The organism is Salibacterium qingdaonense, assembly GCF_900114715.1.
GTDB classification, from domain to species: domain Bacteria; phylum Bacillota; class Bacilli; order Bacillales; family Marinococcaceae; genus Salibacterium; species Salibacterium qingdaonense.
Genome location: NZ_FOTY01000009.1, coordinates 1 through 23,432, shown reverse-complemented (window position 1 = coordinate 23,432; position 23,432 = coordinate 1). Strand labels below are relative to the sequence as shown.

The window sequence follows — 23,432 nt, the reverse complement described above, 5'->3', positions numbered from 1 at the left end:
AGGTACCCTCCTATCCTCGCGAACGACTATTGGTTTTTTCATCGATGTCATGCTGAAGCTGTTCCGTATCGGTGTGGTCGACATTGCTTACGTTTCCATCCATCAAACGGTTCCAGCCATTAGAGAACATATCACCCAGTTTATGAAACCCGTTCATTATTGGTTTTTTGAAAGTGTTGGTGAATGCGGTCTGTTTGAAACCATTGATAACATCGACAGCAATATTCAAATTTTTCTTTTGTGTTGAGGTCATCGTTTTTCCAATCGTTTGATTAGCCATGGTCGTCGAATAAGATCCCAATGGGAAGAAGATAGCAGTAATCAACGCACCGGTGAGAAATGATGAGAGGGTCAACCCATCGCCAAGAGCCCAGTCACCAAGGGTAGAAGCACCTCCTCCTATTCCGGAAGCTGTGAGTACCCTCTTCAATTTGTTCGCTAGACCAGGAGCCATAAATCCGCTGCCCAGTACAGCCAGGGACCCGCCAGTTAAAGTACCTGCTGTGATGTCCACCAACGCTTTTTTCATGTCAAAGGCTGAAGGATCTTCTAATAAAATAGCAAAATGTTGAAGAGAGGGTATACCTCCCCCGACAATAGCCCCCCATTTCATTTGACCAAAAACTCCGGAAAGACTTGCCCAGCCGGCTGATAATTTTGTCATCGCCCATCCGGCAAACCTACTGAGCGCAAGATGAGATCTTGTTCCCAACATGAACGCTGCCCGTGTACTGAGCAGTGCTCCAGCACTATAGCCTCCCAGTGGAATGAACACGGTTCCCAATACAATACCGCCGGCGGTGAGCGCATTAAAGTTATCTCCACCGACAATCGCACCATAAATCGCAGCACCAAGTGCTCCAATTCCTGCCAGGATAGCAAGCATTGTGCCCCCAATGCCGAGCAGGAGCGCACCGCCGATAATGGCACCGGCAATTGCTAATCCAACTCCGAGTCCTTTGAGTAATCCCTGGACCCAGTCAGGCGCTGCATTCCACGCGTCAACCGCACCACTTGATAACAAATCAGCAAACATCTGGCTCATGCCGGCGGGGGAGAGTGCAAACAGCCCTTCCCCTAATGACTTCAGAAAATCTCCTATTGAATCAGGGTTGGTAAGGCCTTTAATAATGCCTTCCATCTGCCCGCTGTACTCTTTTATTTTCTCACCGAGATTCGGGGCAATTTCTGATACCGCATCTCCCAGCCATTCTTGTCTTCCATAGAATACGGGGAAAATCGCAGGTTTTTAGAAAATACAGTCGAAGATTGATCCTTTTCATACTCTTCAAACATCTGGTTTTGCTTTTTTGTTTTCGCAGGCTTTATAACGTAGGAAATATCATTTTCAGCTTGAAACGGCAGGGAGCTGAATCCAATAGTCTCGTCCAGTACAATAAGCATGTTTATCATCCTCAATTATGTATGTATATAATAGTCACCTTAAAAAAGCAGTCATGAATGGATACAACCTAATAGATATTTTTATCACAGGAAATGTTTTCCTTCAATTCATTTTTCTTAAAGAGATGTTTCTTGGTGATAAAAATAAGACATTGGACATACATCTTACGAAACAATAAAAATATGTAACTGCCAGTGATTTATTTCTCATTTAAATAGTTTTCATTTTATAACTATTTTCATTGCTGGAATATTTGATCTTACATTTCCTTCATGAAACAAGCTGTCACTGTAATTTTTTAAGAAAATAATGGATACGAAATGGCACTAACGTAAAATAGGTGATACGACTATTATCTCTTTTTATATTTAATACTTTTTACCTTTTTTCGTCACTTCTATTACAATATCCGACACTCACTGATTTGCAAAAAAAGAGCAGGGCGCGGCCTGCCCTGCTTTTTCTCCGTTTTATTTATTGTCCTAAAAGTCATGGGTCTTTTTTAAAGGTGCGGGAAAATATACCTTTAACCAAGCCAAATGGTGTTGGTTTTAATAAAGGTGCTTCTTTCGTAGCAAGTGGAATATTCCGCCGAACTTTACGTTTCAAGTTCAGTAAACTTGCAGTGTAACTGCTAGATTAGAGTTAACACTTTTTGCTTGATAAAATTGAACACTTTTTCGTTACTAACTCTTCTCTGACCAGCTATACTAAAAGCAACGATGAACGCTGGTCAGGGGGAAACGAAAGGTGAGTAAAATGAAAGATCATATGCGTATTCATGACTTAAAAGACGAGGGTTTCAGTATCTCGGCTATCGCCCGCAAGTGCGGCGTATCAAGAAACACGGTTTATACCTATTTAGACATGGATTGGGATCAAGCGATGGAGTGGGTCGAAACGTTAAAGACCAGGACAAGGAAATTGGATCGCTATCAGGACTACATCCTGCGTTGGTTGAGAGAGCACCCGGACCTGTCGGCTTCGCAGATTTCGGACTGGCTGGAAGAAAAACATGCTTTCAAAGAAGCAGGAGACAGCACCATTCGAACCTATATCAAGGAATGGAGAGAAATATATCATATCCCAAAAACGGTGACCTACCGGTCTTTTGAGGCTCTGGAAGAATTACCGCAGGGGCAGCAGATGCAGAATGACCGTCAGTGAAAATGGAGCATTCCTGTTAGGGGAAAAAGGTGGTTCTATTTGACGCTTATTTTCCTCATGGCTGAGCCTGCTTCCCTTTTGGCACGTCCGATTTTTTTGCCGGCGTTCTATAACGAATGGGTTTCTCAATAAACCGCCAAGAAAAAGACGCAATCAAAAGAATAACAGCTATTTGTATAAAAATACGAGGTATAGATTGCCAGCCTTCCGTTACTGCAGCAGGAAAGGTCAACACAAGGATGGGATAATGCCAAATATAAATGCCATATGAACGAATCCCCAACCAACGCAACGGCCTGCATCCCATGATGCGAGTGATCCAACTGGATGGATGAACAGCTGCGGCAATACATTGGAGGACCATTCCACCGCGGTATAGAAACGGATCATACTGATTAGCCTGCCACATCAGCCAGCATAAACTGACAAGACCCATCGTTCCCCCTATATCCAGAGTAAGAAGTAGACGTTTGTTATCAGCCATTCTACCCGTGAACATTTGGGTGGGCAAAAATAACACAAGAGCTGCCCCAATCAGAAGGGCTAACGCACGGGTATCAGTCCCGAAATAAACCCTGCTTGTATCCAGCAGCCCTGGTTGATAGAGTACTGCCATTTCCAGTGCTGAAACCAATGCACCAACGAGGATAAGCACGATTAGGAACTTACGTTTTGGACGAAACGAAGTCCCAATAACAGTAAAAATGGCCAAACGAGATAAAATTGCTCTTCTACAGCGAGAGACCAGAGATGTAATAACGGCAAAGGATTTCCAAAATAGGAGAAATATCCAACATCATTAAATATGAACCACCAATTAGCAACGTAAAATAGAGAAGCCAGCCAATCGTCCCAAAGGTCAGCTAATTGGGAAACATGAAACAAGATCATCCAGCCAGCACAATCAAAAAAAGAAGCACTCCCGGCAGCAGCCGTTTGGCACGCCGAAACCAAAAATGACACCAATCAATCTGTCCTGTCTTCTCCCATTCCTTCATCATTAAATCTGTAATGAGATAGCCGGATAAAACAAAAAATACACCCACCCCTAAAAATCCTCCGGAGGCTCATCCCACATCGAGATGGTAGGCGATCACTGCAAATACTGCCAATACCCTGATCCCATCCAATCCCGGCATATATCTACTTTTCATTGTCTGCATCTAGGCATCCTCTTCAACAAAGGTCGAATGTTCTTTTTTTATGGCTTCTTCGGTCGCAGGGGGTGCCGATAAGACATGCAGCTGGGCATTTGGAAGTTTTTCTTTTAGTTTCTCGATTAATTTCGTGTAATGCGTCATGGAATGTTCCGTTGGATTGTCCACCGGCATCAATATGTCAGCGGACCCCAGCATAATAAAATATCCTGTGTTTTTTTATTGACAATTTGATCCACCTCTTCTATGGCGAATTGAGCCGTAGCCCCTTCATTACTTATAACTCGGGAATCATCCAATACTTCTGATAAACCATCTAATATAGAATCTCCTAAAAATATATTGTTTCTGTAAGTAGATTTATACTGGTCTCCTGCACCGGCAGAACCTGTTTGATTGTCGTCCTGTTTATTACTACAGGCTGCAGCCAATATGATGAGGATTCCAATAAGCACCGTAAGAAATTTTCTTTTTGTCATATCCATTACCTCCTAAATTTCAATCGATGCTCTGTGTGAAAACGGCAGGGCATCCTTGTACGGTAAAGATCAAATGAGGATGTTGTTGATCTCAAGTAAAGATTTCAACGAAAAATACGTTGGTTCTCTACCGAAGCAGGAATCGGTTCTCCTTTCATTTGGGCAACCTTCTACTGAATCCAAGCAATCTTGTTTTTTTAAAATTAAATAATAATAAAAATTGAACTTGAGAGTCGATGATAAGCAAATTTTTAACAACTGCTGGCAGGGGGAGACTCATTAACGCTCTCCTTCAATTCTTGTTCACTCTATTCCTGTGTGGATATTTGATGACAACGTTGATAACAGTTAAAGTTATATGGTTTTGTGTTTTCTTTAATTTTTTCAGTCTGGAACCCATGTTCCGATAGATAAGCTAATAGACTAGACAAATGGTCAGCTGTGTTTTGTTTATCATGCATAAGAATAATTGGCGTCACTCCTGCATTTACTTGTTCTTCTATTTGTTCAATAACCGTATCCAAATATTGCTCACTGGATAAGGACCAATCCCTGCTGTCAACATTCCAATCCCACAATTTAAAACCATTGCTGTCTAAAACCTCCCGATATGATTTAGTTAAATACGGAACACTGCCATAAGGTGTCCGAATGAGATTGGACCTGACTCCTGTAATTTGTTGAAGGGTCTCCTGTGCGGTAGTTATTTCTTTAAGAGCGGATTGTTCAGATTTATAAAAGTTGTTTATGTCGTGGGTCACACCATGTAAACCTACAGCATGACCTTGCTCTATGATCTTATTTACAACTTCTGGTGACTCTCTCATAGAAGGTTCCAGCATGAAAAAGGTTGCTTTGGCGTTAAATTGGTGTAAAGTATCTAAAATATCTGTGGTTGCTGAAGTAGGACCGTCATCAAAGGTTAAGTAGACAGTCTTTTTTTCTATATTTTTTTCCTGTGACCTATCAGATTCTGTTCTTTGTGAATCGGATGAGCCTTTATCTTCCGAATATATCTCAGATGATTCGTTATCAGGTTCTGTCTCCGTACTACAGGCATAAAAAATAACCAAACAGCCAAGGAAAATAAATAGTATGAGCTTTTTCATATAAAGACCTCGATTTCATTTATTAATCTTGTAGACAGATTAATAAAGTGGGATAAAGACGAAATGAAGATGAAATGGACTTGAGCTAAAGATTTGATAAAACGGAAAAAGCCATCCAATTTATTGACTTATAAAGTCAGAAAATTGGATAGCCTGCATTCCATAGAGATCTTTGGGCGGGCCCCTAAAAGATTCAGCTGAAAATACCTTGTTTTTCTGATTCTTCTTTGTATTCTTTAATCCCTTTCACAATGGAGTCGGCAACACGTGATTGAAAATCGTCCGTATGCATTTTGGATTCGTTCGCGGAATTCGTCAGGTAACCTACTTCAAGCAAGGCTGCCGGCATTTCCGTATCCCTTACAACGAACAGATCTTTCTTCTTGATTCCTCTATCCCTGAATTCGGTAGCTTTCACCACATGTTTCTGTAAAATCTGAGCAAACTGGTGGGAAGTCTTGTGATAATAATACGTTTCGGTACCTGAAACATTGGGATCGGAAAAAGTGTTACCGTGAATAGATATAAATACATCTGCGTTTTTTCTATTGGCGTATTTGGGCCTTTCTCGGCTTTCTTGGGAAATAAAGCTGTCATCTGTTCTCGTCATGAAAACTTCCATTCCCGATTCCTGCTCCAGCCGTTTTTCCACTTTTTTCGATAAATTTAACGTGAAACTCTTTTCATATTGGCCGCTGGCGCCTGTTGCGCCGGGATCTCTCCCGCCATGTCCCGGATCGATCGCCACCTTAAAGGCTGTGTTTTTGTTTTCACTGTTTTCACTGTTATTGCTGCTACTGGCATTATTATGATTGTTGTTCTCGGGATTGCCGGAGCAAGCCGACATTAATAGAATGGGAAATAAAAGCAATGTAACAACCAATATATTTCGTGTCCTGTGATTTCTCCCATTTTTCTGTTGAAATACCATCTTTCATCTATCCTTTCTTTTTCAAAGCTGCGTTTTAAAGATTAATAGATAGATGTAAAGTTCAGGTGCATATAAGATCAATACCGTATAAAAAATTTGTAATCTGATAGAATCGGTTTTTGTGGTCACTCCATACAAAAAAGCCATCCGTTCAATAAAATTAAACGGACGGCTTTTTTGCTTCATAAAATTTGCTATTCTTTTTTATTCAAATAGAAGTAAAACAGCACGCCTTCTTCTGTATTCGTTACACCATATTGCACACCATGCAATTCCAAGATATTTTTTGAAATAGCAAGCCCCAATCCCATACTGCCTTCTGAACGGTCACGGGACGTATCTCCACGATAAAAACGATCCCATATTTTTTCTACATGTTCTTCTGCGATAGGAGACCCGTTGTTTTCGACACATACTTTAACAAGTTCCTGCTCACTTTTAGTAGAAATAATAATGTTTTTATCTTCCGGGGTATGGCGGATCGCATTGGTAATGAAATTCGTAACAACCTGTTCTATGCGATGCTGATTTGCAACGACTCTTGTCCCGGAAAGGTGTTTATGCACATGTAATTGCTTGTCAGCGATATCTAAAGATAATTGTTCGCAAATATACTCGATGACTTGATCAATATAGAAGACATCCATTTCCATTTTGTACGTTCCGGATTCAAATTTTGCCAATTCAAGCATTTCGACAATAAGCATGTCCATTTTATCGACTTCGTTTGCCATTGCGTTAAAATAATAATCTTTTTTATCCTTAGCAACATCATCTTCTAAAATAGAGATGCAGCTCTTCAATATACTTAAAGGTGTCTTTAATTCATGTGACACACCGGAAATAAATTCTTTACGTGTATGTTCCAGTTGTTTTTCCTTCTCTATATCCTCCTGCAATTGATTAATGTGCGAATGCAGGGTGGTAGAGAGACTGTTAATATTGTGGGATAACGTACCAATTTCATCCTTTGACTTGACAGGTATGGTCTCGGAAAAATCCAGGTTGGCCATTCTGCTTGTCGTATCGTTGATTTGCAGCAATGGTTTGGCGATTTTTTTCGAAAAATAAAAGGATGCCAGAACAATAAGGAGCAATGCCAATATAATTAGGTAGATATAATAATCTTCTAACATTTGCACAGCTTCATCAATTGGCTGTAATGACGTCATAGCAAAAATATAAGCAGTTTCACCATTCGCATCTTTCATCGGTCGGATGAATATTTTGTACTCAATACCATTTTTCTCATAATCCATTGTTTTCGCACGGTCATTATAATTATCATTAAATAGCAGCTTTGCTTGAAATTGTTTGATTTGTTCGATAAACACACGATTTGTGTAAATAGGTGAACGTACGGTTCCTACAGGTAATTGTAATTTCTTAATGTTTCCCGTTAAATATACCTGCGAGTCTCTTGCTCCAAGGGGGTCTGTTTCCGTGCTGTTTCCATATAACTCTTCCGTGAGCAGCTTATTCTCTAATCCAAAATTCCCGTTCTGTCTAGTTAAAATGGCAGGAATTACTGTATTATCTGCTAGTATCCCATCTATCGTAATACGCTTTCCTTGTTCTAAATCAAACTTTATCCTTTCTAAGTCCTCTAAGCCGATAAAACTGTACAAAGGGATAGTAATATCACGATTAGCGAGGTTCTTATTCTGAGAAGCATCTGAATGAATTGTCACAGAAAAATCATTTGTGTGTTTCATATTTCCTGCACTGTCTAACGTTGTAATCCACGTCGAATGCTCCTGATAGAAATCCTGCTCCAACCTTTTCATTGCCTGTACATTTTCCCCGGCCTTCAAGAATTCCTTCTTAAAAGATTCAATACTCGTTTTAATGTCATCTACCTCTTGTGTTGCATAATATTGCTTGAAAAACACCGTTTGTCCAATATATATCGTTGCAAGAATAAGCATACACAATAAGGCTGTCAGCAAAAATAATTTTAATACAATGCCTTTTTTCATGTTTTGTCCTCAAATTTATAGCCAGCCCGAATAACCGTGACAATACAATTTCCTTTAGCGCCTATTTTATGCCTCAAATTGCGGATGTGACTATTGATTGTTCGATCATCACCGTCAAACTCATAGCCCCAGATTTTAGTGATAAGTTGTTCCCTTGTAATAATAATCCCTTGATTTTGCATTAAATAGGTTAATATTTCAAATTCCGTGTATGTCAGACTGATTCTTTCTCCATCTACTGTCACTGTCCGCGTAGAAAAGTGGACATGGATACCATTACTGATTAAAGTGTCTTCATCCGATAACTTACCTGCCCGGGCATAGCGGCTATCCATTAATCGTTTCACTCTCGCCAGTAATATTGGCGGACTGTATGGCTTTGTGACATAATCATCAGCGCCTAATTCAAAACCCAGCAGTGTATCATCTTCATCCGTACGTGCTGTCAGCATAATAATCGCCACATCGGAAGTTTTACGGATTTTTCTGCAAACGGACCATCCATCTACCTCCGGCAGCATAATATCCAAAATAATTAAATGTACATCATGTTCTTCAAAAATAGCTAAAGCTTCATTCCCATCTGCTGCTTCTAATACTTCATATCCTTCATTTAATAAATAATCCTTAACTATTTCACGTAAAATGGCTTCATCTTCTACGATTAATATTGTTTTTGGCATTTGTCTCCCCCACAATACCTAAATGATTACTACCTTAAAAGATAGCATAGTGATGTAAAGATGAGATAAAGATGCGGCTCTTCGCTGTTTCGTGTGAAAAGAGGAAGCTGTGCTCCCCTCGCTGGTCTATGATTTGTTGTTAGCAATAGTGGTTATCTCAGATGCCGGGTGAACTGTTTATGGCATTCTAAAAATGTAGGTAATGGCAGGCCTTCTATGTTGGTTGGCTAAGAAGGTGAAAAACAAAAAAAGCCACTTGTTAACCATTCCCAAAATCAATAGACTTCCTGCTTGAGCAACCAATAAGGACAGAAGACCATCTAGGAGATGTTAGTGTTGAGTATATCAGGAAGGAAGGAAATAAAAAAAAGATGAAGCTATTTTGATGCGGAGATAAGGATGTCAGGCTTTTACCCCGACTTTTTTATATACGTGAAAAATCATGAGAGCAGTACCGTTGTAGAAGTGTTTTATGAAGAGTATGATTAAAATAGAATACACTTACAATAAGTAGGGGTGAACGAAACGATGAAACGAATGCATGTAGCCGCCTTCTGTGCTTTCTCTATCCTGCTTACCGGTTGCACTTCCAACTCTTCAGCGGCAGATGACAGCGGCAGCACCCACCAGGAAAACACGCAAGAAGTCGGCAGCAGTCAGGAAGCGCAGGAACCTTCACAGCAGGAAACAGCATCAAGCAGCAATGATACCAGTGCCTCCTCTACAAACAGCGGAGTTGAAAAACAAAGCTTTGACAACTCTGAAAAAGCCGCGGCTGCCATAAGTGATTATCGTACAGTCAAACAGACGAATATTGATCTTGGCCACGGCATCACAGCCTTGCAGGATGCAGGTGCGGGTCATAAATTTATTTCCTGGAATGAGGGAAACTGGCTCATTAAAATAGATTACCCTATTCAATCGAAGTACGCTGTAAAAAACCACCCGGATAGCCGAAAGCTGGCAGAAACGATTGTAGCGTATCTCGAAACCCACTATCTACCAGCTCCTGATAATCAAGGCGTCATCAAAATCCAAGGATTCAAGGATTCTCCCAGCTCCGTCGTAAAATGGCAGGACGGTCGTGTAGTATATGAATTAAAATCTGAAAAAAATAACCCAATGGAATTGATCAAAAGAGCTGTTGAAGCCGGTAAAAACCTTTAACATCCCGGTTTCCAGGCGTTAACCGACACGCACACCTCGAACATACCGCTTGAGAAAAAAGAAATCGAAAGAACCCGGGCTATACCACTTTCCTTAAGCAGTGGCTATTTTCCACAGCACCTTTTGTTTCGTTCCATCCGATCCGTTCGAGCGTGATGGACCAGACGGTCCACAAGAGCTCCCGTTAAACGATTATCTCCAAATACACGATTCCACTGCCCGAATTCCAGATTGGTGGTGACAATAACGCTTTTTCGCTCGTAACAATCTGTTATAAGATGGAATAAAAGCTCTGTTCCTTCTTTTTGGAACGGCACATATCCTAATTCATCCAAAATAAGCAATGATGATATTTTCCTGATGCCCTAAAAATCGTAAGGCTGTTAATGATTCTTTGATTAATGTCGTTGGAAAATGAAGGGTTTCCGTTCACTCAGGAAAGGAGGTCCGTTTTTTTCAAGCTGCCGATTATCATGTGTGACGAAGGCATAGAGTATGCTCTTTTTGACACTGGGGAAACCAAGATCGAACTGTTACCTCGAAAAATGATGGCCGAAGGAGTTGGCGAGGAAAATAAACCTGTGGATGCGGAAACACAATCATCATTCTTGTTTCAGTTTAAGGTGGAAGATGTCGATAAGTGTATTTGGCAAGAGAAAAATGCATAAAACGGCAAAACATTTATGTAGCCACTTGCTTCCCTGATTCTTACATAGGCTGAAAAGCCATAGATTCTCTCAGCCGATGGCTGTCGCCATCAAATAATACGAGGTGAGAATGGTGAATCAGAGGATCCACGACAGCTTCTGTTAAGATGGGATTTCCAAATACATGATTCCATTCTCCAAACTGAAGATTCGTTGTGATGATGATGCTTCTCTTTTCGTAACACAGACTGATGACTTGAAATAACAGCTCAGCTCCCTGCTTATGCAAGGGGATATACCCAAGCTCATCCAGAATCAATAAATCAAGTTTGGATCTACACCGAAACATGTTCTTGACAATAAAATAGATGCGTTTAAATGGTCGTCATAAATGAAAAAACACCTGCCCCTCTGTTATGTTGAAAGTACCACCAACCAACAAAAGAGGGATACAGATGTACGTTCATTCTATCAATGATTTATTAGATCTGCCAGAGTTAAAGATTATCTCCGTTCAAAAAGAGATGGATACAATTGAATTTGGGGTCAAACCCTGCACTTCGCGGCAGTCCTGCCCGACCTGCCGGTCGAAAGAACGCGTTATTAGGCGCGGTGTGGCTTATCGCCGGAAAGTAAGAGACCTTGCAGCCTTTGGTTCTAAAGTATTTCTCCATCTGCCAGCCATCCGGCTTTATTGTCATTCCTGTAAGGGTTCGTTTGTCTGGAATTACGAGAGTGTAGAGCCGAAAAAAAAGGTTACCAAAAGATTGGAACGGCAGGCTTTTTCTTCTATTACAGGGGCGACTGTAAAACATGCAGCGGCCTTGTTACAGATGCCGGTTACCTCTCTGACGCGATGGTTTCACCGATGGATGAACACCGAAAGTCAACGTATCCAAAAGGAATGCAGGGAAGAAGCCGCGGCTCGTCCAACCCTTGTTTTAGGCTTGGATGATTTCGCCATTCGAAAAGGCCACACTTATAATACAGGTTTGCATGATTTGCGCGGCGAAACATTTCTTGATGTGATTCCCGGCCGCACGAAAGAAGAACTCCATGATTATGTCGAGAAAAACCCCGAATGGGGGACCCTTCAGCCGACAGCTGTCGTTCTTGATCTAGCAAGCAGTTACCATAGGTTTGTTAAGGAAATCTACCCCTCTGCCATTCGCATTGCAGACCGATGTCACGTGAATCGTTACGTCACAGAGGCGCTGCAGCATGTCCGGAAGGCAGAACAAAAAAAGCTGACCCCTCACGAAGGCCGTCATCTAAAGCGCAACCACCACTTGATAGGGAAACGACAGGATCGTCTCACGGAAAGGGAACGGCGGGAGCTCTCTGTTTTACTGTCTTATTCCCCGCTGCTTCACCAACCCCATGCCTGGAAAGAATCATTTATGCAATGGTACGACGAAAGTTCCTCCTATAAGCTTGCCAAAAAAGGATTTCAGCGATGGCTGCAGGACGGAGTATCCATCGATCATCCAGCCGTGAAGTCCTGCTTAAAAACAATGCAGACTTGGCAGGAAGAGATTTGTAATTATCACAAGTCCGTTATACGAATGCAGCCGTCGAAGGCAAAAATAATAAAATCAAAGCGCTGCAGCGCCGGCATTCCTTCACTCGCAACCCCGAAGGGTACAAGCAACGCATTTTGCTGGAGTGTAATGAAGAGAAAGTTCAGTATTAAGCAGTCAAGAACATATTATGGTTTAGACCCCAAAATAAATGAGCAAAAACTGTTCAAATTAACTTGACGGTTACAACCAAACGTTTTTTTAAACTCAACAGTACGGATCTCTTTTGTGGCTGCCTCAACTACGTATTCCATTTTATGAAACGCCATCCTGGGTTTTATTTCTGCACAATCTATTTCTTTTCGTTATTGTCACTGAAGGGATATAAGGACAAAGAAAAAGGCAGCCAAGAACATGAGCTGCCACTTTTTTGCTATGGGGGTTCGATTCATTTTTCGCTCGATATTACGTTAAGCCAACATCCAGAGCATCAATGTCCCCCCTAACCTACGTCGTCTTTTATATAGTCTAGAAATAGGGAATAAAAATCAGGTTTAAAATGTATTCCATTCTTAGTGTATTGGATTGTATTATTTTTAAAAATAGGCGATAAATCAATGTAATTTATTTTTTCAGTTGCAGCAAGATCTTGGAGCGATTGATTATACGCTTCGATATTTTCATAACGAGGCTCTTTGCGCAAGGCATTATCGGAAACAGGCGGAATCGACAATATGTTGATTTTGGCACTCGGAAGCTCCTCCTGAATACTGTTGATTAACTTTACGTATTTCTCGATGAATTCTTCCTGGTCCACAATGGTGATATCGTTGCTGCCAATCAGAATGAAGATATGTTCAGGTTTTTGATTTACCAATTGTTCAACATTAAGTTGAAGCAAGTCCAGCGTTGCCCCTGAAGGTGCGATTACATTTTCTTCATTCAATTTGTCCAGATAAGTTAGCGATCCAATGATATCATCTCCCATGAACACGCTATTTTTAAATATTTGCTTATATTCATCATTAGAATCGATGACCCTTGATTTTTGGAACTGTGTTTCGATATCCGTCTCCTCCTTTAAATAATCAAGCAAAAGCGGATAGAAATCATTTTGGAAATGCGAACCGTCTTCGGCGTAGCGAATATCGTTATTTTCAAAAATGGGGGACAGGTCGATGTAGTCAACATCTTCCGTCTCGGCGATGTCTTGCAATGCCAAATTAAAATCATCAATATCTTTGTTGGAAAGATTACCTTCCGGGACATCCGATGATACGGGTGTAATCGATAACATGTATATTTTTGCATTCGGGAGCTTTTCCTGGATCTCGCGCACCAATTTTGAATATTGATTTTCAAAATTTTCCTTTGATTCCTTAACGGGTTCTTCAATGTTGTTTTGCCCCAAAGATAAAAAAACATATCCCGGTTTTCGGCGAACTACTTCATCCACATGTTCCAATGTAAATTCAGCGGTTGCGCCCAAACCCCCCATCACATGAATGCCATCCAGAAGATCGTCATTGGTCAGGCCGCCAATAATGGAATCACCCACAAATACACTGTTGCTGAACGTGGATTGATAGGAAGAATTTGGTTGTTGATTGGGATCTTGATCATTTGAATCATTTGAAGCCGTGGAAGGTAAGTTGCCATTTAAAGCTTCATCAAACGCACGTTCGATTTGATCTACCTCTTCCGATATCGCAAGAAACACAAAGTTGCCTTTTGTTTTTAATACATAATTTTCGATGAGTGCATATTCAGCAGGAAGGTAGTCTTGAAAACTTTTCGCTTTATCTTGGACTCTGTTGGCTATTTTTTCTTTCATGTCCGCCACATTTTCGGCATCTTTTGCTTTGATCACAGCCACCTCGTCTGCTTGCACATTGGTGGAAGCAAGATTAAGGATAAAACTCTCAACCTCTTCAGCACGGATGTCATAAAGGTTTTGAAGTTGTTCGATGTCTTCCTCCTGCATTTCATCCAAATTGACATCCTGTTTGATTTTTTCTCCGACTTCTACAGCTGAAAGATCCATCATTTCCTCTTTGCTGGAACATCCGGTTAAAACACCTATGGTAAATACCATCATTGTAACAAATGACTTTTTATTGAACATTTTAAAATAGTGAAGCATGTGATTCGAAGCCCCTTTCCAGTATCGATTTTTTCGCATATTCACTCGGATAAATCCTTTATAAACGGATCGTCGAAAAACGTGGTGGCATTATACAGCAATAACATGTCCTGGATTTGATTTTCTCGTATGAGTGTATCGAGAGAATCCGTATAATATCGGAGATCCACGACATAAATTTCACTGAAATGCAATGCCAAAAAAGGAATAAAGGAATTCGCATAAGAGTCCTTCACCACCAGCAGTTTTCTTTCTTGTTCATGACCCGTTGTGATTTTCACTAATGAATGGTTGCCGTTAAGGAATACGTCATATTTATCTTTTTGATGGAGATGATCCATGGCATAAAGCGAATCGGTGCTTTTATATTCCCCGCCCAAATATTCAACCTGAACCTGCTCCTTGCTTTTTGGCAAATATAATGAAATACTGTCGGGATTTAAATGTTTGAAGCCGCTTTTCGAGTAGAGTGAACCATAAAATGCATCCGCCCCTTTTGTAATGTTAAAGTACTCTTCCTCCTTCGGTGTTAACCCCATTTCTTGACCCAGCGCTTGATAAGCGTAATAAGCGCCTTTTGTAGTCCAATGATGATCCGTTTTATAATAAATGTATTCCTCCCGCTTCGCATATAAGGCGGGATACACGTCAATAAAGCGAATATCGGGCCCAAGCCGCTCAAGCTTCTGCCGGAATTGATTCAGAACAGCCCGCTGATTGCCAACTGGCGCATACGCCGGCAATTTGCTCTGAAGCACCGAGGCGGCCGTCGGTGCCAGCAGAATATACTTGCGAAGGTCGGGCGTATCCTGATGAAACGAATGAATCGCCCTGATTCGTTCTTCCATATCCGCCTCTTGCGGTGACGTGAAAGATTGAATGAGATAGCCATCCGCACCCAGATATACGCCGTTGCTGTCTTTTTTACCCAGAGCGCGATCCGCATCGGTCTTTATCCCGATCCATTCGTTCCGGAATGCAAATTGATCGGTTACATATTGCTCATAATCTTTCATGAATTCCCCTGACAGTAACGATTGCAGCGAGAAAGACGGCCGGCTATCCAGCACCCGGTTTTCCGCTTCCGAGAACGTTTTGTCAGGCGTCAAAAAGTTGATGACAACCATCGTCCCGATAAATAACAGCAGCAATAAGCCGATGACAGACCGAACCCATTTGTTATATCCAGTCAAGATTCCCCTCCTCTCAAAAGCGAAAATACATAAACGGATTATAAGACTCGTCAACCAAATAAGCGGTCGACAATATCAATCCGATCGTATAGAATGTGGTAACCACGATCACGCCTCCGCGATTCCAGCGCCTTTCCACAAGCTCGACCATCTTCCGCGGAAGCGGTGTCGCACATATTGCCAAGAGCACGAACAATCCTCCGTTCGTCAGCAGGTCATAAAGCGCCTGGCGATCCACCCACTCGTGCGCTCCGAGCCCGAACATCGTCCCGATGAACGCCCATGCGGAAGGCAAATGTTCATATTCGAACAGGACCCACCCCAGAATCACGATCAACAGCGTATATAGATGTCCCGTCCAATTCGGCCAGCGCGTCAGCCACTTCAGGAGAAACAACTTCTCAACGGTCACGATAAAACCGAAATACAAGCCCCATACGACAAAGTTCCAACTTGCCCCATGCCACAAACCGGTCAAAAACCAGACGATCAAGAGATTTCTCAGCTGCTTGCGCAAGCCGCGCCGATTGCCGCCAAGCGGAATATAGACATACTCCCGGAACCAGGAACCCAGTGAAATATGCCATCTGCGCCAAAATTCCGTCACGCTTCTTGAAATATATGGATAATTAAAGTTTTGCGGCAAATCAAAGCCGAACATCTTGCCAAGTCCGCGCGCCATATCCGAATACCCGCTAAAGTCAAAATAAATTTGAAACGTAAACGCCAAAATTCCAAGCCAAGCGGAAAGAACGCTCAATTCCTCCAGCGGGGTGGATTTCACACTCGTCCACAACATTCCAATATTGTTCGCCAGAAGCACCTTTTTGACGAGTCCCCGGATGAACCACTTCGCCCCTTCACCGAACCGTTCCAGCGTCACTTTACGAGAGGCCAGCTGTTTCGCAATATCACCGTATTTGACGATCGGTCCGGCGACCAGTTGCGGAAACATGGCCACGTAAGTGCCGAAGTTTATCATGTTACGCTGTGGCGGCACCTTGCCTCGGTATACGTCCGCTATATAAGACATCGTTTGAAACGTGTAGAAGGATATGCCGATCGGAAGCGGCAGATCGGCGGCCTGCAGGCTCAAGCCGAACAGCTCGTTCACGTTCTGAATGACAAAGCCGGCATATTTGAAAAAACCGAGTATGGCCAGATTACCGCCGATGGAGCCGATAAGCACTGCTCGGGATATCGGTTTGCGGTGCCTGTACTTATCGATCAACAGCCCGTTCGCATAATCGAATATGGTGGAAAAAATCATAATGACGATATAGATCGGTTCGCCCCATGCGTAAAAGACGAGGCTTGCGGCGAACAGTACGGCATTTTTCAGCTTCCCCGGCGACAAGTAATAAATGAGCAAAGCAGCGGGGAGAAACAGAAACAGGAAAATCAGGCTGCTGAATACCAACGCTTATTCCCCCCTCCCGCACCTTCACTCCGCACTTTGCTTCGGCCACAAAATGTCATCCGAACCCTGTTGGATATAGATATGCTCCGGCATTCGACTGACCAGTCGATCTACATCCTCCTTCAGCGCAAATTCAGCTGTTTTTCCCACACCTGCAAGGACGTTCTCCTCATCCAGCACATCATGGTAAGACAGTCCTTCCGTAATCGAACCACCGAGAAACACACTCGTTTGATACAACTTCTCATAGGATATTGACTTCGAGGCGACACCGTCCTCTGACTCCCCAGAAGAAAAGTCCTCAGATTCCCCATTTGGAGCGTTTGGTTGGCCGTTGTTGCCATACGCCGAGGCCAACAAGGCGAGTATCATCATTCCCAATTTCTTCTTTCCCATCTTCATCACTTCCCTTTCGTCCAGTTCAAATGCAGAATCGATCTTATTCCATGCATCGTGCAACTCCGCATGCTCAAGGGAAAGTATAGGGGAAGGATGTCAAGATCTTGTGCAGATCAGATGCAGATGGGATGCAATCATAAAAAAAGTGCAGAACCGAAGTTCCGCACTCTAACGCTCCCTGCTTCATGTCGTCAAGGTTCTTCTTCCATTTTGATATATTGATAGATTCCGAATTGCAATAATAAATGCAACAACCACCTTAACTCCATTATTTGTAATTATATAACGCTGGTCAATGCCTGTTCATACCGGTCATTGGGAGATTGGTACCCCAGGATTTTGCGGGGAAGCGTGTTACACCAGTTCTCCACATAGGCAATGACGCTGTCATCCAGATCATCGATGGATTTTCCTTTGGGGATAAACCGCCGGATGAGTCCATTATGGCGTTGATTCGTACCTCTCTCGCTGGAGGTATAGGGGTGCGTATAATAGACGCTAACCTGATCACAGTCAACGGCTTCGGTAAGTTCGCTGAATTCGGAACCGTTGTCCGATGTAATGGACTGAAAGACGGACGAAAAAGTGTCATCAAACCTGGTTTTGAGCCGCTGGACAGCTTGGTTGACAGCTTCCGATGTCTTTTGCCCGATTTTCATGATAATTTCTTTGCGTGTCTGTCGTTCGGTCAACGTTAAGAGGGCAGTTCCTTTCAGGCGTTGGCCCAGCACTGTGTCGATTTCCCAATGACCAAATTCTTCGCGGTTCTCCAAATGTTCGGGGCGTTCTTCGATGCTCGTTCCATAAATCCTCTTGTTAACCCTGGGCCGCTTCGTTTTCGTTTTTCTCCGGACTTTCTGCAGAAGGTCGATATTTTTGATGGGAAGAAGCCCTTTATCAATATAGTAGTACAGCGTTTTGGTGCATACTTTAGCTCCTTCATATAACTGATGGAGATTGGCATGCCCGCAAACAGCATCGGGAGACCAACGTTCGGATTGTATCTTGGCCACGGCGAAGTGCACAAAGGAAGCTGCATGGGCCAACTTGTATTTGGCGCCGCAATGCGCACGGTTGGCCTCATAAACAGCTTGCCCTGTTTCAGGAAAGTAGGTCTGATACTTCGTCAAATCCGACGATCGTTGGGTTGTGGTTCCTCGTTGAAGCTCTTGAGATATCGTTGATTTATGGTGCCCAATTGCATCCGCAATGGCCTGCATGGATTTGCCTGCTTGACGAAAGGCTTGAATCTGTCCTCGATCAAATGCCGAAAGATGAGAAAAACACCGCTTTTCTGTGGTACCATGGGAAGTGGTCATCGTTATTCCTCCTGTTATGTTGGGTGTTGGGTTCCTTTCATCATAATGGAATAACGATGGCTTTAGCTATATCTTTAACGATGCCTTTAGCTGTTGCATTTAATTTTACAATCAAGCTTATGATATGCATAAACAACCAATGGTTGACAACCTTGCCGAAGAGATAAAAGGTCGTTATATGCCGGGATTAGATGGGATAAGAGCAATTGCTGTATGTGCAGTGATTGCTTTCCATTTTGGTTTTGCATGGGCACCTGGCGGATTTTTGAAAGTTGGCGTATTTTTTGTTTTATCCGGGTACTTGATTACGGACATTTTGATGAGGCAATGGAAAAACAAAGGGAAAATCGATCTGAAAGATTTTTGGCTGCGCCGTGCCCGCCGCCTGCTGCCGGGATTGTTTCTTTTATTAATCGTGGTAGGAGGATGGATGGTTGTCTTTCACTTTTCCCGATTTGTCGATATTTGGGGGCATTGGTTGGCTTCGTTTCTTTATGTATCGAATTGGTGGTACATTGGCACGGATGTCGGTTATTTTGCAACAACAGCCATCATCGCCGCTGCGGTTCATCCTGCGCTTGGATCGGTCGTGTGCTGGGATTTGGGCCGCTTCGTTGGCTGGGTGTTCGTTCATATGGCATCTATATCTGGCATTACCCGATTCTAGTGTTGACTTTCTCGGCTACGTGAGCCTACTCCTTTGTTACATCTTTGGTCTCTGGCTGTAGAGGAGCAGTTTTATCTATAATCACGATAACAGCGGCCAATTGTATAGTGATCTGAAGTATGGACAGATTGTCCACCATTTCCTGGCGATTTGTTGAAAAACCAATCCGTTACAAAGTGAAAAAGGGGACAGGGAAGACAAATAGACGTTCCAAAGATGTTTCAGGATCAACAGGATGATAAAAGAGCTGCGGAAACGATTCGTAGATGGAGGGGCTGGATATCCATTCCTATTTCTTCAAGTTGTTTGTATTGTCCAATTTCCTTTGCAAGTACCTCTACCAGATACATCGGCGCCAATTTACTGCTGCCGTACAAAGCCTTGCCCTCAAGGATATTAGTGATAGTACTTGAAGAAATGTAAATGATTCGTCCGTTATCCCCCGCGTGTTTTGCGCCCCCTTGTACCGTGAGAAATGCACCCTTTGTATTGATGGTAAATAATTTGTCATAATCTTCCTCAGTAATATCAATTGCCGGAAGGTAAACAACCTCAACGCCTGCGTTCGCTACTATAATGTCCATTTTTTTAAGCTCCTTTAATGTAGTTGCGAACATGATTCGAATTTTACCCAAATTTGAAATGTCTGCCTGAATCGCTAGTGCTTTGGTACCATATTTTGTATACTGGATACAGTCATCTCGGCCGATGCTTTGTTATTTGTATAATTAACTACACTATCAGCCCCTAAAGAGGCATACCTTTTCAGTAATTGCCTTTGTAAAGTGACAATAAAGTTTTTTAATTTTATAACCTTAAACATGCATAACCCCGTTCTAAGTAAGGACGAGGTCTGAAATATAGTTGTTTAGAAAACTAAGTTTTCTTCAACAGTCGCGCCCGTTTGTTTAAGTGAACTACTTCACAATATTCATTCATGGATAAAACTCATTGTGCGCGCGTGTTGACATTTTTAATCTTTATAGTACAATAATGTTATGACTTTAAAAGAAACAAATGACCAGCAACGTATGAAGGTATTTAATGCGTTGGCAGATGAAAAAAGAATACGGATGATTCGTTTACTATTCCACGAGAACAATCGCCTAATGTGTTTGGATATTGGAGGGAGGTTGGAAATCAGCAAATCCAACAGTTCATATCATTTAAAAATTTTATCTGATGCACAATTAGTTTCGATTGAACGTGAAGGTGTAACAAAATATGTTTCTTTAAATAAAGAAACATTTGATCATTATTTACCGGGGTTTTTGGCTACACTCTAGTGTGGTCAGTTTTTTTGAATATTAGTTAAATAGTTTTAAAACAATGTTACTTTGTATTATTGGATTGTATTGCAGTACCTATGGCCGCGAATTTAGGAAAAGTTACTTCAGATGAACATTTCAAACAGAGGTGATTATCAATGCATAAAAACAGTAACGCAGCTTTTTGGTTAGTTGGTTATTCTCTCATGATATTAATGGCAGGCACCAATATTCCTTCGCCTTTATACAGTGTATATCAACATCAAATGGGTTTCTCATCGGGTATAATATCGTTGATTTTTGCTGTATATGCCCTCGTTCTTATTCCTTCCTTGTTGGTTTTCGGACAGCTATCCGACCGGTTTGGAAGAAAAAAAGTGCTTCTAATAGGACTGGTGATTGCAGCTGCAGGTTCTGCTACATTTGTTTTCGCTACAAATCTAGTATGGTTATTTGTTGCGCGTGGCCTGCAGGGATTAGCAGCAGGAATGATGAGTGGAACAGCTACAGCAGCATTGGTTGAACTACGTCCCGATCATCGAAAGACTGCTTCGCTAGTTGCTACGATTGCAACGGCTGGTGGGAGTGGCGTCGGACCGCTTTTAGGGGGAATCCTTGCCCAATATGCGCCGAGCCCTCTTGTTTTGCCGTATATTGTTCATATCATTTTATTCATTCCAGGATTTATTGCGATCCTTATTATGAGTGAAACAATAAAATCAAAATCGTCAGGAAGCTGGCGACTGCAACGACCAAGTGTCCCTTCCACGATTCGTATGCCTTTTATAATGGGTGCTGTTACATCTTTTGCTGCATGGTCGGTGATGGCCTTGTTCATGTCCCTTTTACCTTCGTATATCTCGTCACTGATGGGGATTCATAATTTAGCCGTTACGGGGGGAGTGGTATTTCTAGTATTTGTAGCTTCAGCCATCATGCAGTTTACGCTCAAAAATCTAGCTTTTCAGACGTCTATGATCTCTGGGCTCAGTTTATTGATCATTGGCCTTACAGGGGTCTTATTCGCGGTCCCCATACAATCCGTTTTATTGTTAATGATCAGTGCTATCATCACCGGACTCGGACAAGGTCTCTCCTTCATGGGGAGCATGGCGCTTGTCAATGAAGTCGTCCCGGAAAGTCGGCGAGGGGATGTTGTTTCGAGCTTATATGTGATTATATATACTGGGGTAGGCCTGCCTGTCATTGGTATTGGTTTCATTGCTGAATGGATCGGATTATATGGGGCCATTTTCATCTTTGCCGTTTTTATTGCCGTATTGGTCATTTTGATGGCCGTCCTCATTCCAACAAAAATGAAGCAGGAAATGACCGCGAATTCCATGACTTAAACAAATTCGACTGACTATCCTCATCTGAGGGGAGTTCGTTTTCTGTATTTGAACGACCTTAATGATGTAAAAGATAGTATAATGTTTTCTTGAATTTAGCGAATATAGGCTTATGATAATTACGTCATAATCTAATGATGCTCTTAAATCATCCTAATAAACAGAAGGAGGAATAACAATCATATGGATTTCCTAGTAGAAATTGACGCTTCACGCGCCTATGAACTACCCTCCGACGAGTGTGCTGACCTAATCGAGCGTGAGCGAGTTCGCGGTCGAGAGTTAATGGAGGAGAACGTGCTGCGTCACTTCTGGCGACTTCCCGGCACCCGCTTCAACATCGGGATCTGGTCCGCACCAGATGCCGATAAACTCGAACAAATCTTGGAAAGTTTGCCCGTCAGGCCCTATGCTAATATTAAGGTAACCGCGCTTGCTTCACATCCGATGACGGTTAATACTTCGAGCAATTCACATAGATAGCCGGTGATAATTACTAAGGAGGCATCCAAGCACAGATTATTTTAGTCTGTGCTTGGATGCCTCTACATACTTAATGCGCTAATTAAGCATTTGTAAGTATTTCAACCACTCTAACAACGTTCTAATGCAAATTGATGTAAATATTAGAAGGTTGTCTGCAGATCAGCCAATAGTTAATTTTCCCGATAAGACAATTATTTGTTCAACAATATGGCCCAATTATTGAATAACTTCTTGTGGAAATAGCGGCGGATTGAAATAGTTTTTGTCACAAGAACAAACAATACGCCATTACATTGGAATCCCTGCCTTTAAGCATGTTGCTCCGTGTTTCTATTCTTTAATGAAAACGAGTAAAATGTAATAAGCAGACCGCTTATGACACTAATAGTTCCTGCCCAGCCCAGACTCATGATGGATGTTTGGCTGATCACCCATCCTCCTACACCGGCTCCTACCGACATTCCGAATTGGAGAACTGAATTATTTAAGCCAATTGCTAAATCAGAGGAGTTCGGAGAAAGCGATACAAGGTAGTGCTGCAGAACCGGAGTTGTCGCCCAGGTAGAACCGAACCAAATGGCAAGGATAAACAAAGCACCTATAAGGGTAGTCGCCACCCAGGTGTAATTGTCAACTGAAATTTCAGCCATATGTTCATCCAATTTTCAGCCAAAGATGAATCGCTTCACCTTTACATACAATAGGAAAAACAATAGGAAAAATTTCATTTCATCAATAAACTTTGTTTAATGAAATGGATTCAACGATTCATTGAAGCTTGGATAGCTACTACACTATTTGGCTTCTATTTCATTGTCAAAGAACAGTGATGCGCGTTTTCGATGTTTCGAATGAAGAATAAGGTGAATTCCCCCTTTTTTTATTCATCTGCCATGATGCTTGGTTCGGCCCCTTATTAGTTCTGTGACATCTAAACGCTT

Annotated in this window: 23 protein-coding genes and 4 pseudogenes; 8 read left to right on the top strand and 19 right to left on the bottom strand. The window is 42.1% G+C overall.

The annotated features are described in order from the left end of the window. Positions 1–10: 10 nt before the first annotated feature. Positions 11–1,141, bottom strand: a complete 1,131-nt coding sequence (locus tag BM058_RS08960; protein WP_090926698.1) for a hypothetical protein — start codon at positions 1,139–1,141, stop codon at positions 11–13. A 17-nt stretch (positions 1,142–1,158) separates the two neighbouring features. Next, the gene (locus BM058_RS08955) at positions 1,159–1,404 is read right to left on the bottom strand and encodes a hypothetical protein (RefSeq protein ID WP_090926697.1); all 246 of its coding nucleotides are present in this window, start codon (positions 1,402–1,404) and stop codon (positions 1,159–1,161) included. A 760-nt stretch (positions 1,405–2,164) separates the two neighbouring features. Between BM058_RS08955 and BM058_RS08950 the strand changes: the two genes are divergently transcribed. Continuing rightward, positions 2,165–2,572 (top strand): helix-turn-helix domain-containing protein, encoded by a 408-nt coding sequence (locus BM058_RS08950; RefSeq protein WP_245736915.1) that lies wholly within the window; start codon positions 2,165–2,167, stop codon positions 2,570–2,572. A 55-nt stretch (positions 2,573–2,627) separates the two neighbouring features. Here BM058_RS08950 and BM058_RS08945 read toward each other — a convergent pair whose 3' ends face one another. The 8 genes from BM058_RS08945 to BM058_RS08915 form a co-directional block, all read right to left on the bottom strand. After that, positions 2,628–3,284: an acyltransferase family protein gene (locus BM058_RS08945; RefSeq protein WP_090926695.1), complete on the bottom strand. Its 657-nt coding sequence runs from the start codon at positions 3,282–3,284 to the stop codon at positions 2,628–2,630. Positions 3,285–3,459: 175 nt separating this feature from the next. Next, positions 3,460–3,618: a hypothetical protein gene (locus BM058_RS18220; protein WP_177195494.1), complete on the bottom strand. Its 159-nt coding sequence runs from the start codon at positions 3,616–3,618 to the stop codon at positions 3,460–3,462. 117 nt (positions 3,619–3,735) lie between these two features. Further along, positions 3,736–3,927: an SGNH/GDSL hydrolase family protein gene (locus BM058_RS08940; RefSeq protein ID WP_090926694.1), complete on the bottom strand. Its 192-nt coding sequence runs from the start codon at positions 3,925–3,927 to the stop codon at positions 3,736–3,738. Next, the gene (locus tag BM058_RS08935) at positions 3,903–4,208 is read right to left on the bottom strand and encodes a hypothetical protein (protein ID WP_090926693.1); all 306 of its coding nucleotides are present in this window, start codon (positions 4,206–4,208) and stop codon (positions 3,903–3,905) included. Before BM058_RS08935 ends, BM058_RS08940 begins: the two co-directional genes overlap by 25 nt. 308 nt (positions 4,209–4,516) lie before the next feature. Then, positions 4,517–5,317, bottom strand: coding sequence for a polysaccharide deacetylase family protein (locus BM058_RS08930; protein WP_090926692.1), 801 nt, complete (start codon positions 5,315–5,317; stop codon positions 4,517–4,519). Positions 5,318–5,510: 193 nt separating this feature from the next. Further along, positions 5,511–6,200, bottom strand: a complete 690-nt coding sequence (locus tag BM058_RS08925) for an N-acetylmuramoyl-L-alanine amidase family protein (protein WP_245736909.1) — start codon at positions 6,198–6,200, stop codon at positions 5,511–5,513. Positions 6,201–6,442: 242 nt separating this feature from the next. Next, the gene (locus tag BM058_RS08920) at positions 6,443–8,227 is read right to left on the bottom strand and encodes a HAMP domain-containing sensor histidine kinase (RefSeq protein WP_090926690.1); all 1,785 of its coding nucleotides are present in this window, start codon (positions 8,225–8,227) and stop codon (positions 6,443–6,445) included. Further along, the gene (locus BM058_RS08915) at positions 8,224–8,910 is read right to left on the bottom strand and encodes a response regulator transcription factor (protein ID WP_090926689.1); all 687 of its coding nucleotides are present in this window, start codon (positions 8,908–8,910) and stop codon (positions 8,224–8,226) included. Before BM058_RS08915 ends, BM058_RS08920 begins: the two co-directional genes overlap by 4 nt. A gap of 528 nt (positions 8,911–9,438) precedes the next feature. Here BM058_RS08915 and BM058_RS08910 point away from each other — a divergent pair. Continuing rightward, positions 9,439–10,077: a hypothetical protein gene (locus BM058_RS08910; RefSeq protein WP_090926688.1), complete on the top strand. Its 639-nt coding sequence runs from the start codon at positions 9,439–9,441 to the stop codon at positions 10,075–10,077. A 149-nt stretch (positions 10,078–10,226) separates the two neighbouring features. Here BM058_RS08910 and BM058_RS08905 read toward each other — a convergent pair. Then, positions 10,227–10,421 (bottom strand): annotated as a pseudogene (locus BM058_RS08905) (ATP-binding protein); the annotation flags it as partial. A 117-nt stretch (positions 10,422–10,538) separates the two neighbouring features. Here BM058_RS08905 and BM058_RS08900 point away from each other — a divergent pair. Then, positions 10,539–10,718, top strand: a pseudogene (locus BM058_RS08900) (VOC family protein); the annotation flags it as partial. 67 nt (positions 10,719–10,785) lie between these two features. Here the strand turns inward: BM058_RS08900 and BM058_RS08895 are convergent. Then, positions 10,786–11,061: pseudogene (locus BM058_RS08895) on the bottom strand (ATP-binding protein); the annotation flags it as partial. 118 nt (positions 11,062–11,179) lie between these two features. Between BM058_RS08895 and BM058_RS18600 the strand changes: the two are divergent. Next, on the top strand, positions 11,180–12,484 hold the full coding sequence (locus BM058_RS18600; RefSeq protein ID WP_322787878.1) for an ISL3 family transposase: 1,305 nt from the start codon (positions 11,180–11,182) through the stop codon (positions 12,482–12,484). A gap of 262 nt (positions 12,485–12,746) precedes the next feature. On the opposite strand, the gene BM058_RS18795 is transcribed toward BM058_RS18600, so the two are convergent. The 5 genes and pseudogenes from BM058_RS18795 to BM058_RS08865 all read right to left on the bottom strand — a co-directional run bounded on the left by BM058_RS18795 (position 12,747) and on the right by BM058_RS08865 (position 18,718). Further along, on the bottom strand, positions 12,747–14,387 hold the full coding sequence (locus BM058_RS18795) for a GDSL-type esterase/lipase family protein (RefSeq protein WP_090926687.1): 1,641 nt from the start codon (positions 14,385–14,387) through the stop codon (positions 12,747–12,749). A gap of 41 nt (positions 14,388–14,428) precedes the next feature. After that, entirely contained in the window at positions 14,429–15,580 is a 1,152-nt protein-coding gene (locus tag BM058_RS08880; protein ID WP_090926686.1) for a DHHW family protein, read from the bottom strand. A 13-nt stretch (positions 15,581–15,593) separates the two neighbouring features. After that, on the bottom strand, positions 15,594–17,000 hold the full coding sequence (locus BM058_RS08875) for an MBOAT family O-acyltransferase (protein WP_090926685.1): 1,407 nt from the start codon (positions 16,998–17,000) through the stop codon (positions 15,594–15,596). A 42-nt stretch (positions 17,001–17,042) separates the two neighbouring features. Continuing rightward, positions 17,043–17,402 (bottom strand): annotated as a pseudogene (locus BM058_RS18215) (GDSL-type esterase/lipase family protein); the annotation flags it as partial. Positions 17,403–17,677: 275 nt separating this feature from the next. Continuing rightward, complete coding sequence (locus BM058_RS08865; protein ID WP_090926684.1) at positions 17,678–18,718, bottom strand: IS30 family transposase; 1,041 nt, start codon at positions 18,716–18,718, stop codon at positions 17,678–17,680. 124 nt (positions 18,719–18,842) lie between these two features. Here BM058_RS08865 and BM058_RS08860 point away from each other — a divergent pair, with 124 nt between their 5' ends. Continuing rightward, positions 18,843–19,385 carry an acyltransferase family protein gene (locus BM058_RS08860; protein WP_245736907.1) on the top strand — a complete coding sequence of 181 codons (543 nt, stop codon included), beginning with the start codon at positions 18,843–18,845 and terminating at the stop codon, positions 19,383–19,385. A gap of 227 nt (positions 19,386–19,612) precedes the next feature. Here BM058_RS08860 and BM058_RS08855 read toward each other — a convergent pair whose 3' ends face one another. Continuing rightward, positions 19,613–20,077, bottom strand: coding sequence for an SDR family NAD(P)-dependent oxidoreductase (locus BM058_RS08855; protein WP_281244691.1), 465 nt, complete (start codon positions 20,075–20,077; stop codon positions 19,613–19,615). Between the two features lie 306 nt (positions 20,078–20,383). On the opposite strand from BM058_RS08855, the gene BM058_RS08850 reads away from it, so the two are divergent. The 3 genes from BM058_RS08850 (at position 20,384) to BM058_RS08840 (ending at position 22,488) form a co-directional block, all read left to right on the top strand. Next, positions 20,384–20,671, top strand: coding sequence for an ArsR/SmtB family transcription factor (locus tag BM058_RS08850; RefSeq protein ID WP_090926682.1), 288 nt, complete (start codon positions 20,384–20,386; stop codon positions 20,669–20,671). A gap of 140 nt (positions 20,672–20,811) precedes the next feature. After that, positions 20,812–22,005 (top strand): MFS transporter, encoded by a 1,194-nt coding sequence (locus BM058_RS08845; protein ID WP_090926681.1) that lies wholly within the window; start codon positions 20,812–20,814, stop codon positions 22,003–22,005. 183 nt (positions 22,006–22,188) lie between these two features. Beyond that, positions 22,189–22,488, top strand: coding sequence for a muconolactone Delta-isomerase family protein (locus tag BM058_RS08840; protein ID WP_090926680.1), 300 nt, complete (start codon positions 22,189–22,191; stop codon positions 22,486–22,488). Positions 22,489–22,799: 311 nt separating this feature from the next. On the opposite strand, the gene BM058_RS08835 is transcribed toward BM058_RS08840, so the two are convergent. Further along, positions 22,800–23,141 (bottom strand): MFS transporter, encoded by a 342-nt coding sequence (locus BM058_RS08835; protein WP_090926679.1) that lies wholly within the window; start codon positions 23,139–23,141, stop codon positions 22,800–22,802. Between the last annotated feature and the right edge of the window lie 291 nt (positions 23,142–23,432).

Bases quoted from the DNA above. Each gene is read 5' to 3' on its own strand.
- BM058_RS08960 (WP_090926698.1), bottom strand. From the start codon at position 1,141: ATGGAAGGCATTATTAAAGGCCTTACCAACCCTGATTCAATAGGAGAT.
- BM058_RS08955 (WP_090926697.1), bottom strand. From the start codon at position 1,404: ATGCTTATTGTACTGGACGAGACTATTGGATTCAGCTCCCTGCCGTTT.
- BM058_RS08950 (WP_245736915.1), top strand. From the start codon at position 2,165: ATGAAAGATCATATGCGTATTCATGACTTAAAAGACGAGGGTTTCAGT.
- BM058_RS08940 (WP_090926694.1), bottom strand. From the start codon at position 3,927: ATGCTGGGGTCCGCTGACATATTGATGCCGGTGGACAATCCAACGGAA.
- BM058_RS08935 (WP_090926693.1), bottom strand. From the start codon at position 4,208: ATGACAAAAAGAAAATTTCTTACGGTGCTTATTGGAATCCTCATCATA.
- BM058_RS08930 (WP_090926692.1), bottom strand. From the start codon at position 5,317: ATGAAAAAGCTCATACTATTTATTTTCCTTGGCTGTTTGGTTATTTTT.
- BM058_RS08920 (WP_090926690.1), bottom strand. From the start codon at position 8,227: ATGAAAAAAGGCATTGTATTAAAATTATTTTTGCTGACAGCCTTATTG.
- BM058_RS08915 (WP_090926689.1), bottom strand. From the start codon at position 8,910: ATGCCAAAAACAATATTAATCGTAGAAGATGAAGCCATTTTACGTGAA.
- BM058_RS08910 (WP_090926688.1), top strand. From the start codon at position 9,439: ATGAAACGAATGCATGTAGCCGCCTTCTGTGCTTTCTCTATCCTGCTT.
- BM058_RS18600 (WP_322787878.1), top strand. From the start codon at position 11,180: ATGTACGTTCATTCTATCAATGATTTATTAGATCTGCCAGAGTTAAAG.
- BM058_RS18795 (WP_090926687.1), bottom strand. From the start codon at position 14,387: ATGCTTCACTATTTTAAAATGTTCAATAAAAAGTCATTTGTTACAATG.
- BM058_RS08865 (WP_090926684.1), bottom strand. From the start codon at position 18,718: ATGACCACTTCCCATGGTACCACAGAAAAGCGGTGTTTTTCTCATCTT.
- BM058_RS08860 (WP_245736907.1), top strand. From the start codon at position 18,843: ATGCATAAACAACCAATGGTTGACAACCTTGCCGAAGAGATAAAAGGT.
- BM058_RS08850 (WP_090926682.1), top strand. From the start codon at position 20,384: ATGACTTTAAAAGAAACAAATGACCAGCAACGTATGAAGGTATTTAAT.
- BM058_RS08845 (WP_090926681.1), top strand. From the start codon at position 20,812: ATGCATAAAAACAGTAACGCAGCTTTTTGGTTAGTTGGTTATTCTCTC.
- BM058_RS08840 (WP_090926680.1), top strand. From the start codon at position 22,189: ATGGATTTCCTAGTAGAAATTGACGCTTCACGCGCCTATGAACTACCC.
- BM058_RS08835 (WP_090926679.1), bottom strand. From the start codon at position 23,141: ATGGCTGAAATTTCAGTTGACAATTACACCTGGGTGGCGACTACCCTT.